This is a genomic window from Vallitalea maricola, assembly GCF_036985595.1.
Classification (GTDB): Bacteria; Bacillota; Clostridia; order Lachnospirales; family Vallitaleaceae; genus Vallitalea; species Vallitalea maricola.
The window spans coordinates 13,050-27,299 of sequence record NZ_BTPU01000104.1 but is presented as its reverse complement, the minus strand read 5'-3'; the positions used below and the strand labels follow the sequence as shown (position 1 = coordinate 27,299).

Genomic DNA, 14,250 nt, shown 5'->3' with positions numbered 1-14,250 from the left:
TGGAAGCACATTCATATTTTGCATGTTCATCATGGATATCTATAGTTTTTTCAATATCCTTTACTTCTGAATAATACTGTTCTTTATTTTCTTTCATGAATTCATTTACGCTAAAATCTCCACCAAAATTAATAATATGAACGTTATTATTTTCTGGATGTACTTCTTCACCTCTAGCAATAAGCATATCAAGATCAATATCTTTATAACTCTCTTGGCACTCTATGGAAGGATAATATTTCCTGTGATCGGTTAATGCCATAAAATCAAATCCAATTTTTCTACATGACGCAGTTACAAATCCAGGGGATTCCTTACCATCCGAGTGATGGCTATGCATATGTAAGTCACCTTTATATGGTATTCTATTAAATAAATCTGACCTGACAGAATAGAAATTGAAGGTGTAAGATTTCTTAGTTGCAGTATCAGTGATTTTAATTATATGTTCTTGCTCTCCTGTAAAATGTTGAGTCAGTTTAATAACACCATCTTTTGCTCTGACCATATACTTTTCTTGATAGTTATATTCACCAATAGTAGAAAAATGTTCTAAAGGATAATAAGCGACTTCTATATCGGTATCAGAATCAAAAGTCTCGTATTTTGCTAATGGTTTGATTTTAATTTCAGCAGTTGTATCAGAAAGTATAATCTTAGGGGTAACCTCAAAAAAACGTAATTCTTCTTTCATGGATATCCTCCTCCAAAGTAATATTTTTAGCAATTATAGCACATTATTATTGGGAAAACAAGAATATAAATGATAATTTATGAATAAATGTGTAAATGTGGTGGTATAAATGTGTAAATATAGTTTGCACATTTAAAAACTACTTATAAATAAGTTGATATTACATCAAATTATGGTATAATGAATAAAAATAATTGGTTTTATAAGTATATATGTGTATATATGTGGAATTAATTAAGGATTAAAAAGGAGATGTTCTAATTAATATGTTTAAATTAAGTAAATCACAAATAAGAGTATTTATATTATGTTGGGCTGCGTATGCTAGTATATACTTTGGAAGGGTTAACCTATCAGTAGCCATTCCTCAGATTCAAGATACTTTTGGTTGGTCAAAAGGGTCCATGGGGTTAATCGGTAGTCTATTTTATTGGGTGTACGGTTTTGGACAACTCATCAATGGACAAATAGGAGATAGGATATCAACTAGAAAAATAGTCTTTTTTGGATTAATCACTACAGCTATATGCAATATATGTTTTGGATTCAGTACTGCATATATATTAATGATGGTTTTATGGGTTATAAATGCATATGCCCAATCAACTTTATGGGGACCCATAGTAAAATCTATAACCAATTGGTATGAATATGAAAAAAGAAGTTCTGTTTCAATAGGAATCTCAACTTCAATGGTAGGAGGTTATATACTAGCATGGGGAGGTTCAGGACTTATTATAGCAAAATCCAATTGGAATCTTGTTTTTTGGATACCAGGTATTATCATACTTATATATTCAATAGTATGGTTTTCATTTTTTAGAGATACACCAAAAGAAGCAGATAAGTATATATGTGATAAATATTCTAAGGCTACAGCTATAAAAAACAACAGTAACTACAGTCTATTACAAGTAATAGTAAAATCCAAATTAATATATATAGTTTTAGCCTGTTTTGTACAAGGGATAATAAAAGATTCTATTGCATTATGGGCACCAACTTTATTCATGGAGACACAGAATCTGGATATTACTGAAACCACTCAATTCATTATATTCATACCTGTGATGAATTTATTGGGTATGATGTTTGCCAGTTTCCTGAATAAAAAATTGAAACACAAAGAAAAAAGGACAATATATCTTTTGTTTATGATAAGTATATTCATGATAATAGGATTCGTGAAATTAGGTTCCTACAATATAATAATCGCTCTTATATTTTTAGGTTTAACATCTGCAGTAATGTATGGAGCTAACACTTTATTGCTTGGTGTAATTCCATTACATTTTGCAAAATATAATAAAACATCTTCGATAGCTGGATTTTTGGATTTTTGTTCCTACCTTGCAGCAGGGTTTGCTGCATTTATTACAGGTGCTTTGGTGGATAGATTCAGTTGGAATGGTGTTATGATTTTTTGGATAGTTTGTTTAGTTGTTGGAATATTTGCTTTGCTTATGAGCCTTAAGTGTGATAAAATAGCAGTGAAAATGGAAAAAGTGACAGATAATACATATTTAATTGATTAGAGGAGATGGGAGTTTTGTTAGCAGAAGAAAGATATAAAATTATACTAGACTTATTAGAAAAAAATAATTCCGTAAAATCTTCTTATTTAATAGAACTTTTTGGTGTTTCAGTTGAAACAGTAAGAAGAGATCTAGAACATTTAGAAAAAGAAGGTTTTCTACATCGTGTACATGGTGGTGCAATGCTGGACCAAATAAACCCAAGATCAATAGACTTTAAAATAAGGGAAAAAAGCCATAACCAAGAAAAAGTAAATATAGCCCAAAATGCAATGGGATTTATATCTGAAGAATCTGTAATAGCTCTTGACAATGGAACTACAACGTTAGAAATAGCAAAACTTCTAAAAAACAAATTCAAGAAATTGACTATACTGACTAATTCAATATTGGTAGTTGAAGAATTAGTAGATGAACTGGATTATACAATAATACTGCTAGGTGGTATTGTTAATACTAAGGACAAGTCTCTAAAGGGTGAGCTTGTAGAGAATTATATTAATCTATTTCATATAGATATATGTTTTATAAGTGTAAGTGGAATATCTCTAAAAGAAGGAGCAACAGAATTCGAGATTGATACTATTCCAATACAGAAAAGGCTTATAGAGCGTTCTGGCAAGAAGATATTATTAGCCGACAGCAGTAAATTTGGAGTTGTATCCTTACTGAAAGTATGCGATCTCAATGATGTAGATCATATTATAACAGACTCTAATCTAAAAGAAGCAATTTATGAAAGATATAAAGCAAAAGGAATAGATGTAATTAAATAGCTCTTTACTATTTACAAAGCTATTCATATTATATATAATTTATGCTGTCATATAATAACAATAAATGATAGTAGACGTTACTTCATTTTTAAATTAATAAAAAAACAAGGAAAGTTTCATACATTTTTGCAAATAATAATTATGAAATGGACTTTACTATAAAAAATATTAGGAGGTACATAAATGTCCAAGAGATTTGAACAAAAAGACTGGCAAGAAAGCATGAGATTAAAATTAGATTTTAATAATATGATGACATCTTATGTTGGAGAGAACGGTATCAGCGAAGCAGAAATTGCTGATTTACAAGCACAAATTGAGAAAGCTGAAAAAGCAATGGTAGAAAAACGAGCTAATGGTGGTATGGATTGGAGAGATTTACCATATAACCAAGCTGATATCGTTAAAGATATTAATGCATATGTTGAAAGCGTTAAAGATGAATTTGATACTTTCGTAGTACTTGGTATCGGTGGTTCAGCATTAGGACCAATCGCAGTACAACAAGCTATTAACCATCCATATTATAATGAACTGTCAAAAGAAAAAAGAGGCGGTTATCCAAAGTTATATGTAATGGATAACATCGATCCTGAAAAGTTAGTATCTCTATTTGATATTATAGAGCTTGATAAAACTTTATTCAATGTTATAACAAAATCAGGAAGCACTTCTGAAACAATGTCCCAATTCATGATTATTAAAGAGATGTTAGAAGAGAAATTAGGCAAAGAAGAATCCAAAAAACATGTTGTTTGTACAACAGATGCCAAAAACGGTAATCTTAGACCAATAGCTGATAAAGAAGGTTACAAGAGTTTCATTATTCCAGCAGGAGTTGGTGGAAGATTTTCAGAACTTACACCAGTTGGTTTATTACCAGCAGCTATGTGTGGTATAGATATTGAAGAATTATTGGCTGGAGCAGCTTATATGGATGAATTATGCAAAAATGATAATACATTCAAGAATCCAGCTTCAATGTATGCAATTCTTAACTACCTAGCTATGAAAAGAGGTAAGAATATATCAGTTATAATGCCTTATGCTGATACATTAAAATATATTGGAGATTGGTATGCACAGTTATGGGCAGAATCCCTAGGTAAGAAATTTGATAATGATAAAAATGTTGTTAATGTAGGACAAACTCCAGTAAGAGCATTAGGAGCTACAGACCAGCATTCACAAGTTCAATTATACTCAGAAGGACCAAAAGATAAAGTTATAGTATTTGTTGGTGTTGATAAATACAAAACAACTTTAGATATTCCAAAGATCTATGGTGATATTCCTAGCCTTGGATTCTTAGGTGGAGAAACTCACAATAAATTAATTAAAACTGAGCAAATGGCAACTGAATACGCCTTGTTGAAATCAGGTCAAACAAATATGACTATTACTTTACCAGAAGTAAATGAATTCACACTTGGCCAAATCTTATACTTATTTGAAGTAGCTACTGGATTTGCAGGTGAACTACTTGACATTAATGCTTTTGACCAACCAGGTGTAGAAGAAGGTAAAAATGCAACATATGCTATGTTTGGAAGACCAGGCTATGATGAAAAGAAAGCTGAACTTGACAATAGACCAGCTAAAAATGATAAATATATTATCTAGTACTAGATAAAAAATATATGGGGCTGTCGGATAATACATTTTAACATCAATATTAAGGAAGCTAAACCTAGTCTATCTTCCGAAACTTGTAGCCATCTCCAAAAATGTATTATCCGACAGTCCCTTTTTAGCTCTAATATGATAATTTTTATAATCTTCTTATTTTTCTTCTTTTCTTTTTCTCTTTTTCGTCATCAATAATCTCTATTTCAAGATAATCAAAATCAATTTGTTCAATAAAATGATCTTGCTTAAAAGATGTTTTGCCATATGCGGGATAATCTTTATTATTATCATTCAACCACATAGGATGTTGTAAATCAAATTCATAGCAAATCTTATCTAGACAATCATAAGTAAGATCATCCTTTGATAAACCTTCTTCATTAAGTTCAATCACAGTATCTTTTAACATCTTATTGTTTTTGTACACTTTTCCCCAAAGTCTAAACATAAATATTATCCTCTCTATAAATAAAAATTTATATTTCTTCAATTAATTAAATAGTATTGCTATTATTATATATGCATTATAACTAAGCATCAACCTTTAATTTTATATTTACTAGAAGCATCTAGTATCTTCTTATATTTTTGATGGCAAAAACTATATAATTAAGTTCTTTACAATCATGTTATAATAATAATGTGAGTTTTTTTACTAGCTTTTATTTAAAAAAATAATGGAAGGACATAAATATGATCTATGAAGATATAGTAGAAGGAGTTTTTCTTGAACGTCCCAACAGATTCATTGCAAAAGTACTGATAGATGGTAATCCAGAAACAGTTCATGTGAAAAATACAGGACGATGCAAGGAAATACTTACTGAGGGAACCAAAATATTTTTACAAAAAAGCAATAATCCAAATAGGAAAACAAAATATTCACTAATAAGTGCTTACAAAAAGGATATGCTCATAAATATTGATTCGCAGGTACCAAATGAAGTTGTACATGAAGCAATTTTGCAAAATAAGATACCAGAACTAATTGATCTTAACTATGTAAAAAGAGAACAAAAATATAAAAATTCAAGATTTGATATGTATTTTGAAAGAAGTAACGCGAAAGGTTTTATAGAAGTAAAAGGTGTCACATTAGAAAAAGACGGGTTATCAATGTTTCCAGATGCTCCTACAAAAAGAGGTACGAAACATTTGGAGGAGTTAATCGATGCTATCGCAAATGGATATGAAGGTTACTTGTTCTTATTGATACAGATGAATGATATACATAAATTTACGCCCAATTACATAACAGATGAAACATTTGCAAAAACTTTAATAAAAGCTAATGATGCAGGAGTTAAAATATTATGTTATAATTCATTAGTAACAAGAAATGAAATTATGATAGGACAAAAAGCAGAAGTATTATTATAGACCATTTATAATTTTAAACAAGAGGTGAAGATTATGGAAGGACTAGAAAGAAGAAATAATATCAAAAAACTTTTAACTGAAAGTGCTGAACCAATAACAGGCTCTAGATTAGCCAAAACTTTTTCAGTAAGTCGTCAAGTAATAGTGCAGGATATAGCATTATTAAGAGCCAAAGGCTGTAAAATTATATCTACATCCAATGGTTATATGATATATGAAAGTAAAAAAGAATATACAAAATTATTAGCTGTCAAACATACCAAAGAAGATATAAGGGAAGAACTGGAAACCATAGTTGATTTTGGCGCTACCATAGTTAATGTAATGGTTATTCATCCCGTATATGGGGAAATAACTGCTAACCTTATGCTATCATCAAGAAAGCATATAGATGATTTTATTAAAAAACTTCAAAAGGATGAATCAATTCCTCTTATGAGATTAAAAAACGGTGAGCATTATCATTTAATAAAAGCGAACAATAATAAGACACTGGAATTAGTTGAAAAGCAACTTCAAAAAAAAGGATTTTTAATATAAAAAATTTTAATTATATGTGACAAGACATATGAATTTACAGGAGGATAACATGAATAAACAAAATAAGAAAAAAGGTATTCTAACTAAACTAGTCAATAGGTACTTTATTGATGGATTAAGTGGTATGGCAATGGGATTATTCTCTACACTCATTGTTGGATTAATCATTAAACAGATTGGATCCCTAATAGGTGATAATGTAATTGGAATTACACTATCAAGAATAGGCTCTATTGCAAGTATATTGACAGGAGCTGGAATTGGTATTGGAATAGCTCATAAACTAAAGACCTCAAGTCTAATCATGTATTCATCAGCAGTTACAGGACTGGTTGGTGCCTATGCGGGTAAAATCACCAGCGGACAAGCCTTTGTTGAGGGTAATGTTCTGCTGATTGGTCCTGGAGAGCCTCTGGGGGCTTTTGTTGCAGTTATAGTCGGTATAGAAATAGGAAGGCTGGTATCAGGAAAAACCAAAATAGATATAATACTTACACCTATAACAACTATCATAGCTGGTAGTAGTATTGGACTTATAATTGGTCCATCCATATCTGCTTTTATGAATTGGTTAGGGGACATTATCGAATTTGCTACAGTACAGCAGCCTTTTGTCATGGGGATGTTGGTTTCTGTATTAATGGGTATGATTCTCACATTACCAATAAGCTCAGCTGCTCTATCAATTATTCTTAACCTTAATGGACTAGCGGCTGGAGCAGCAACAGTAGGCTGTGCTACACAAATGATAGGTTTTGCAGTAGCAAGTTATAGAGAAAATAAGGTTAATGGACTTATAGCCCAAGGATTAGGGACTTCAATGCTGCAAGTTCCTAACATAGTTAAGAATCCAAGGATATGGATACCCCCTATTGTAGTTAGTGCAATACTTGGTCCAATTTCAACAAAAGTGTTCATGATGAAAAATAATGCTTATGGTGGAGGAATGGGGACATCTGGTTTAGTAGGACAGATTATGACATGGGATACAATGGTTGAAAGTGAATCTCCAGGTGTTCTCATAACCAAGATTATTGTCTTGCATATAGTTCTGCCAGCTGTTATGACATTAGCTTTATCAGAAGGTCTTAGGAAAATTGGCTGGATTAAATATGGAGATATGAAATTGGATAGTTAAGAAAGAATATGATATGGTGATTGTTATATTATAAAAGAAGCCGTTAAATTGTCTAGTATGGGCATTTTAACGGCTTTTACAATAAATTTATATTATTTTATAATTTTTTGAAGGGTATATAGAAAAATTAGCGTCTAAACATATGTAAGCTTTTTTGATTAATGAATGAAGGGAATGTGATTCTAAAATGAAACATAAAAAACTAGGTACTTTTACTTTGGCAATAACGCTCATAGTGTTGGGTATCATTCTTCTTATTAGTAATTTTATGTATATAGATATTAATAAGATATTAAGAATTCTTTCAGCAGTAAGCATAATGCTAATTGGTGTGGAATTTCTTTTCTTTGATTGGTATTATAAAAGAAAACAATTGACAATGGAATTAAAAGTAAGTGTTACATCCATTGTATTGCTGGTAATAATTTATAGCTCTTCTTTTCTTATATCCAGTATCTATATGTACAGTAATGATTCAGTGAACGGTTTTAGAAGAATATTCAATATAACAGATGAGTATGAAGTAACTAAGAACTATACCGAAGAAGCAACTGGTCTTACTAACATACAAGTAGATAATAACAGAGGAAATATCGAGATACAAGGAACTGATACAGAAGATATCTTAATAACTGCAGTATTTAACATAAGTACTTTTGAAGAAAAAGAAACAGCTATGGAGTTAGTAGAAGATATGGTCTCTATAGATAGAAAGAAAGACAATACATTGGCTATAAAGACTAAGAATAATATTCTTAATTATAGAGGTACATATTCTCATGTTAATTATGTAATTGAAATACCTAAAAATATGGAAGTTGATATATCTAATAGAAACGGTGACATTTATGTTGGTAAAGTTGACAGAAGAACTACTATAAAGACTAATAACAGTGATATTCAAGTTGATAATATTGGTGATGAATTAATAATTGAAAACCAGTATGGTGATATTGAAGTTGAAACTGTAGCAGGTTCCACAATAATAAAGAACAAAAATGGAAATGTCAATGTGGAAAATATAGATGGTGATTTAGATATTAGAAATAGCTATAGTGATACTAACTTTGATAATATCAGTGGAAATGTTATCATAGACCAAGAAGATGGTGATATAGATGGTAACAAAGTAGGTAAGAACCTGGAGATAAATGGAGAAGGTGCTTCCGTAAAAATAGATGATGTACAAGGATTGGTTACTATTGAAACCAGTAATGAATCAATAACTGCTAAGAACATTAATTCAGATATAGAATTATCCAATAATTATGGAGATATTTCATTAGAAAAGATAAACAGTAATATCAAGATTAAAAGTGAGAATGGAGATATTGATATAGATAACTATAATACTAATGTTAATAAAATAGATATAGTTAATAGATATGGAAATGTCAATATTGATATACCAAACGATCAACAAGCTGTTTTTGAATTAAGGTCCAATTATGGTAACATTGATTCAGTATTTGATTTTGATATTAAAGAGGATAATAATGAGAAGTCAGTAAAAGCTACAATAGGTGATTCCGATAATATAATCACTATAAATGCTAATAACGGAGATATTTTAATTAATTAATGAGTGAGTTTCAAAAAGAGGGTGGTTATTTGGATGATTACATAAAAAATTTAATAGAAAAAGACCAAATAGCTTTTAGAAAACTCGTTGAAGAATATCAAAGCAAATTTCTGACTATGGCATATAAATTTACTGATGATTATAATGAGGCTGAAGATTTATGTCAGGAAATATTTATAAAAGTATATAGAAATCTCTCAGGGTTCAAAAACCAAAGTAAATTATCCACATGGTTATATAAGATAGCAATAAATACTTGTCTTGATTGGAATAGAAGAAATAAACCTAAGATATTCAACATAACCAACATCATGGATAAATCAGTAAAAGAACTCAGCTCCAAGCATAATACAGAGCAGATTATTATATATAAAGAAAGACAGCAGATGGTGCACGATGCTGTTTACAGCTTAAAGGATAAATATAAGACCATTATTATATTATATCATTTCAATCAATTAAGTTATAAAGAGATCTCTTTTATATTAAATATACCAGTAAAAACTATAGAGACCAGATTATATAGAGGAAGAAAGCAGATAAAGGAACAACTAATGAAGGAAGGTTTTGGAGGTGAGATTATTGAATTGCAAAAAACATGAAGAATTTAACAAACAAGTAGATATTGATACCATTAATTTGCTTAATAATCATCCATCCATAAAAGGAAATAATTATCTGACAGATAGGATTATGGAAGCTGCTCTGCAACCAGAAACAGGTAGAAGCATAGCAAAACGCAAGAGTTATTCATTTGAAATGAAATTAGCCAGTAGTCTTATTTGTACAGGTGTTTTTGTATTAGTCACTAATCTGTTAGCATTGAATACTAATATATTCTTTGCTGATGGGTTTCAAAGGACAATATGTAACTTTAACGATATTCTAGCTGATGTAATGAATAAGTTTCAAATATTTTATTGAGGAGGAATAATATGAAATGCTTTTTTCATCCAAGTAGAGATGGACAGTACAAGTGTGCAGTGTGTGGAAAAATAATATGTGCAGAATGTACTTGTTTTGATGGTAATAAATCATTATGTAAGAACTGTTACGAATCAATGAATGCTACAAATATTAACTATAGCTACAATAGATTCTGGGCATTCGTATTCTCATTGATTCCAGGTGCAGGACGCATGTATTTAGGATTCATGGAACAAGGATTATTTATGATGGCAATATTTTTTGGTATTATTGCCGTATCAAGTATGATGTTCTATTCATCATTATTACCTTTAGTATTATTAGTTGTATGGTTTTATAGTTTTTTCGATACTTATCATTTGAAAAAGAAAATTGATAATAACGAAGTAATTATTAACAAACCAATATTTAATTTTAACATTAAGAAAAGCTATACAGCTTATGGGATGATTATTTTGGGAACACTAATATTGATTAATGAGTTGATTGTAAAGCTATATATTCATAGACTCACATATGCCCAAAGAAGAGCCATTGGTAGTATTACCATGCCGTTGATATTAATTATCATAGGTTTGATACTTTTAAAACAAGTAAAAAAAACAGTTGAAGTAAATGGTAAAGATGATACCCAAACTGAGTATGAAGAAGAAGTAAGATATAATAATAGGTATGATAATGTAGACAATACTATTGTAGAGAATGATATTACTGTAGAAAATGAAGGTATAGAGCCTAAAATAAATAAAAGCATTGTAGAGAATGATTTTGAGATAGAAAATGAAATAGAAATAGAAAATTAATAGTATAATGTTAAAAAATGTCTCTGTTTAGTTACACAGGTCTAACATCCTGTTTATAGATAAACTAAATAGGGACTTTTGTTATCTTATAGAAAAGTTCTATTAATTAAGGATATGAAATAGAAACGTTTTACTATGTACTTATACTTAAACTTTAGATTAGTTTACATTATCAATATTAAATGATAAAATTTATTTAACTATATTAATCCAATTATTCTAGCATAATTATTAAGCCTGAGGATTAATCCAATAAAAAATGGAGGTTTTATTATGTTGAGAAGGTTTTTGAAAGTGTTAGGTATCATTGTAGTACTACTAGTTTTAGTTGTTGTAATATACTTCGTTTTTATGACAGTAACAGATTATAAACCAAAAGAAGTCATATCACTTAATGTTGAAAATAACCTGAATAATATCTTACCAAAAGAAACTAAACTATCAGCATTAACATTTAATATTGGTTATTGTGGACTGGATGCAGGACAAGACTTTTTTATGGATGGGGGTACAGGTTCAAGGTCAAAAAGTAAAGAAAAGACATTAGAAAATCTTAAGGGTATTACTGAATTCATTGAAGTTCAGACTGTAGATTTCATTCTACTTCAGGAAGTTGATATAAAAGCAACTAGAAGCTATAATATCAATGAATATGAACAGTTGAAAGAAAACTTAACTGATTATAGTTCAACGTATTGTATAAATTATAAAGTTCCTTGGGTACCAGTACCACTGGCAAAACCTCATGGCAGTGTAAAATCAGGTTTGGTTACATTGGGAAAATATAAGATAGATGAAACTAATCGTTATGGATATCCAGGAAAAGAGAAGTGGCCGAGACAATTGGCACTTCTGGACAGATGTTTCATAGAAAGCAGATTACCTGTTGAAGATGGCAAGGAACTGGTTCTACTCAATTCACACTTATCGGCATATGACAAAGGTGGAGTCATACGAAAACAACAGTTAGGTTTTTTGAAAGAGTACATAAGCAAGGAATATGAAAAAGGCAATTATGTTGTAGTTGCAGGTGATTGGAATCATGCTATACCAGGTACGGATTCTAATATATTTGAATCAAGCAGGGAGTGGCCAGAGTGGCTTAAGGAGATTCCAGAAGACTTCAAACCAGAAGGTTTTAAATGGGGAGCAGATAAGAATGTTCCAACTAATAGAACAGTAGATATACCTTATAAAAAAGGTGAGAATTATCTAAGTGTCATTGATGGTTTTCTTGTATCACCTAATGTGGATATAGTAAGTGTAAAAGGTCATCAACTTGACTTTGAATACACTGACCATAATCCAGTTACATTGGAATTTATATTGAAATAGAAGGATATGGTAGTTTTAGGAGGAAAGATATACAATGAGTTACAAAAAGATAGATAAAAAAGCTGTAAAAGCCTGGATTATAGCAAGAACCATATTTTTAGTCATATTTGCAGCAATATATTTTGTTGGAATCTACGGATTTCTAATGCCAATTATCAATAATACAATGGAAAGATTAATTATAAATATACTTACCGTAATAATTAACGGTTACTTACTCTTATATGCTTTTTTATTTCCTTTAATTGAATATAAGGAATGGAAGTATAGTATTTCTGATGATAAAATCGAATTGGTTCATGGTATTTTTGTAAGAAAGAAAATAATAATTCCCATATCTAGATTGCAATTTCTTGATGTTAATCAAGGACCCATTCATAGAAGGTATGGTTTATCAACAATCAGACTTAATACAGCAGGAGGATTGCATGAGATTCCTGCATTGACTAACGATGAAGCAGAAGAGATATCCAAGAATTTAGCAAGTGTCGTAGAAGCAGGTGAAAGTATTGAATGATGTAGAGAGAAACCATCCCTTACATGTGTTAAAACAGATTTTTAGTGGGATAATTAGCCAAATTGTTATAATCATATTGATTTTCACTTACGTAAATAAAAGACTTGGATTCATGATTTCTATACTAATAATTATTGGATTAATAATCCTATTTGTCCTATTCTATGTATTGGCATGGTATAAAACAACATATTATATTAGTGAGAATTCCATATTTTATCAAAAGGGAATAATGAATATTAATAAGAGAGAAGTGCCTATAGAGAAAATAACGACTATTGATATTTCTCAGGGGCTGTTTGAACGTATTTTCAGTTTATCAAAAATTAAAATTGATACAGAAAATGTCAAGGCAGATAAAAGTGAAATAACACTGACTCTGACTAAAGAAAAAGCATTGGCGGTTAAACAAAGATTACTACATGATAATGAAGAAACTAATATTTTAGATGACAGTAGCTCCAATGAACGCAAGTATAAACTAGGTTTCAAAGATTTGATTCTTTATTCACTTGCATCTAATTCGGTTTTTCAAGGTCTAGTGATCATCTTAGCATTATATAACTACTTGGATGATTTTGAGGACATGACTAATTTTGATAGTCTAGAATACATTAATAAGTTTCAATTTAGCGCTTATATAATAGTAGGTTTGGTTTTAGGAGTATTCATAATCAGTTTGATTATATCTTTTATCAAGAACTGTATAAAATACTCTTACTATAGTGTTTATGTGGAAAATGATAAATTACACATAAGCCATGGTTTAATAAGTAAAAAAAATTATACATTCGATAAGAAGAAGGTTAAGGGTATTCATATAAAACAAAAATTCATAATGCAGTTGTTTCATGTAAGCACCATAGAGATCGAAAGTATCGGATATGGTGACGAAAAAGGGGAAAGAGCAGTATTATTTCCATTTTGTAATGATGATTTAAGAGTTAAGATAATCAATGACTTGATGCCTGAGTTTAATTATCATGGTGAAATAGACAACGCACCCAAAAAAGCCTATATTCGTTTTGTTCTTAAGAAACTATTATTAACATTAATAATTGTATGTATAGTAACCTATAAAGTACAATATGGTTTTATAAGTCTACTATTATTAGGATTAGCTATAATACTTGGTCATATGCAGTTTAAGAATACTGGCATAGGTATATCTGACCAGTTAGCATATATGTCCTATGGTGGATTCAGGAAAAAACAATCTATAGTTAAAACAAGCTCCATACAATCAATAAAAATGTCACATACATATTTTCAAAGAAGGAAAAGTGTATGTAATTATACTATTAACATATGGGGTAAGATATTAGGGAAAAACATAACGGTTCAAAATGTTAGTAACCATTTATTTAAAACCTACATAGACAAGCTTTAGGTTA

The 14,250-nt window shown here is 30.0% G+C and carries 15 protein-coding genes; 13 read left to right on the top strand and 2 right to left on the bottom strand.

The window, feature by feature from the left end:
- Nucleotides 1-694, bottom strand: a 694-nt coding sequence (locus AACQ14_RS22885) for a PHP domain-containing protein (protein WP_339365870.1), incomplete at its 3' end; no start/stop codon positions are given.
- A 266-nt stretch (nt 695-960) separates the two neighbouring features.
- Here AACQ14_RS22885 and AACQ14_RS22880 point away from each other — a divergent pair.
- The 3 genes from AACQ14_RS22880 to AACQ14_RS22870 all read left to right on the top strand — a co-directional run bounded on the left by AACQ14_RS22880 (nt 961) and on the right by AACQ14_RS22870 (nt 4,628).
- Complete coding sequence (locus AACQ14_RS22880) at nt 961-2,229, top strand: MFS transporter (protein WP_339365869.1); 1,269 nt, start codon at nt 961-963, stop codon at nt 2,227-2,229.
- A 14-nt stretch (nt 2,230-2,243) separates the two neighbouring features.
- Entirely contained in the window at nt 2,244-3,005 is a 762-nt protein-coding gene (locus AACQ14_RS22875) for a DeoR/GlpR family DNA-binding transcription regulator (protein ID WP_339365868.1), read from the top strand.
- A 183-nt stretch (nt 3,006-3,188) separates the two neighbouring features.
- Nucleotides 3,189-4,628: a glucose-6-phosphate isomerase gene (locus AACQ14_RS22870; protein WP_339365867.1), complete on the top strand. Its 1,440-nt coding sequence runs from the start codon at nt 3,189-3,191 to the stop codon at nt 4,626-4,628.
- 148 nt (nt 4,629-4,776) lie between these two features.
- Here the strand turns inward: AACQ14_RS22870 and AACQ14_RS22865 are convergent, their stop codons facing one another.
- Nucleotides 4,777-5,082, bottom strand: coding sequence for a hypothetical protein (locus tag AACQ14_RS22865; RefSeq protein WP_339365866.1), 306 nt, complete (start codon nt 5,080-5,082; stop codon nt 4,777-4,779).
- 245 nt (nt 5,083-5,327) lie between these two features.
- Between AACQ14_RS22865 and sfsA the strand changes: the two genes are divergently transcribed.
- From sfsA to AACQ14_RS22815, 10 genes are all read left to right on the top strand, one after another.
- The gene (sfsA, locus tag AACQ14_RS22860) at nt 5,328-6,014 is read left to right on the top strand and encodes a DNA/RNA nuclease SfsA (protein ID WP_339365865.1); all 687 of its coding nucleotides are present in this window, start codon (nt 5,328-5,330) and stop codon (nt 6,012-6,014) included.
- Nucleotides 6,015-6,047: 33 nt separating this feature from the next.
- On the top strand, nt 6,048-6,554 hold the full coding sequence (locus AACQ14_RS22855) for a transcription repressor NadR (protein ID WP_339365864.1): 507 nt from the start codon (nt 6,048-6,050) through the stop codon (nt 6,552-6,554).
- 49 nt (nt 6,555-6,603) lie between these two features.
- Nucleotides 6,604-7,692, top strand: a complete 1,089-nt coding sequence (locus tag AACQ14_RS22850; protein WP_339365863.1) for a PTS transporter subunit IIC — start codon at nt 6,604-6,606, stop codon at nt 7,690-7,692.
- Nucleotides 7,693-7,879: 187 nt separating this feature from the next.
- Nucleotides 7,880-9,274 carry a DUF4097 family beta strand repeat-containing protein gene (locus AACQ14_RS22845; RefSeq protein WP_339365862.1) on the top strand — a complete coding sequence of 465 codons (1,395 nt, stop codon included), beginning with the start codon at nt 7,880-7,882 and terminating at the stop codon, nt 9,272-9,274.
- Entirely contained in the window at nt 9,274-9,876 is a 603-nt protein-coding gene (locus AACQ14_RS22840) for an RNA polymerase sigma factor (RefSeq protein WP_339365861.1), read from the top strand. Before AACQ14_RS22845 ends, AACQ14_RS22840 begins: the two co-directional genes overlap by 1 nt.
- A complete protein-coding gene (locus AACQ14_RS22835; RefSeq protein ID WP_339365860.1) occupies nt 9,857-10,198 on the top strand; it encodes a hypothetical protein in 342 nt (113 codons plus the stop codon). The genes AACQ14_RS22840 and AACQ14_RS22835 overlap by 20 nt, the downstream gene beginning before the upstream one ends.
- Before the next feature lie 11 nt (nt 10,199-10,209).
- Nucleotides 10,210-11,004: a hypothetical protein gene (locus tag AACQ14_RS22830; RefSeq protein WP_339365859.1), complete on the top strand. Its 795-nt coding sequence runs from the start codon at nt 10,210-10,212 to the stop codon at nt 11,002-11,004.
- Between the two features lie 273 nt (nt 11,005-11,277).
- Entirely contained in the window at nt 11,278-12,339 is a 1,062-nt protein-coding gene (locus tag AACQ14_RS22825) for an endonuclease/exonuclease/phosphatase family protein (protein ID WP_339365858.1), read from the top strand.
- A 34-nt stretch (nt 12,340-12,373) separates the two neighbouring features.
- Nucleotides 12,374-12,856, top strand: a complete 483-nt coding sequence (locus AACQ14_RS22820) for a PH domain-containing protein (RefSeq protein WP_339365857.1) — start codon at nt 12,374-12,376, stop codon at nt 12,854-12,856.
- Nucleotides 12,840-14,246, top strand: coding sequence for a PH domain-containing protein (locus AACQ14_RS22815; protein ID WP_339365856.1), 1,407 nt, complete (start codon nt 12,840-12,842; stop codon nt 14,244-14,246). Before AACQ14_RS22820 ends, AACQ14_RS22815 begins: the two co-directional genes overlap by 17 nt.
- Nucleotides 14,247-14,250 lie beyond the last annotated feature (4 nt).

Bases quoted from the DNA above. Each gene is read 5' to 3' on its own strand.
- AACQ14_RS22825 (WP_339365858.1), top strand. From the start codon at position 11,278: ATGTTGAGAAGGTTTTTGAAAGTGTTAGGTATCATTGTAGTACTACTA.
- AACQ14_RS22840 (WP_339365861.1), top strand. From the start codon at position 9,274: ATGAGTGAGTTTCAAAAAGAGGGTGGTTATTTGGATGATTACATAAAA.
- AACQ14_RS22820 (WP_339365857.1), top strand. From the start codon at position 12,374: ATGAGTTACAAAAAGATAGATAAAAAAGCTGTAAAAGCCTGGATTATA.
- AACQ14_RS22855 (WP_339365864.1), top strand. From the start codon at position 6,048: ATGGAAGGACTAGAAAGAAGAAATAATATCAAAAAACTTTTAACTGAA.
- AACQ14_RS22880 (WP_339365869.1), top strand. From the start codon at position 961: ATGTTTAAATTAAGTAAATCACAAATAAGAGTATTTATATTATGTTGG.
- AACQ14_RS22845 (WP_339365862.1), top strand. From the start codon at position 7,880: ATGAAACATAAAAAACTAGGTACTTTTACTTTGGCAATAACGCTCATA.
- AACQ14_RS22870 (WP_339365867.1), top strand. From the start codon at position 3,189: ATGTCCAAGAGATTTGAACAAAAAGACTGGCAAGAAAGCATGAGATTA.
- AACQ14_RS22865 (WP_339365866.1), bottom strand. From the start codon at position 5,082: ATGTTTAGACTTTGGGGAAAAGTGTACAAAAACAATAAGATGTTAAAA.
- AACQ14_RS22830 (WP_339365859.1), top strand. From the start codon at position 10,210: ATGAAATGCTTTTTTCATCCAAGTAGAGATGGACAGTACAAGTGTGCA.
- AACQ14_RS22850 (WP_339365863.1), top strand. From the start codon at position 6,604: ATGAATAAACAAAATAAGAAAAAAGGTATTCTAACTAAACTAGTCAAT.
- sfsA (WP_339365865.1), top strand. From the start codon at position 5,328: ATGATCTATGAAGATATAGTAGAAGGAGTTTTTCTTGAACGTCCCAAC.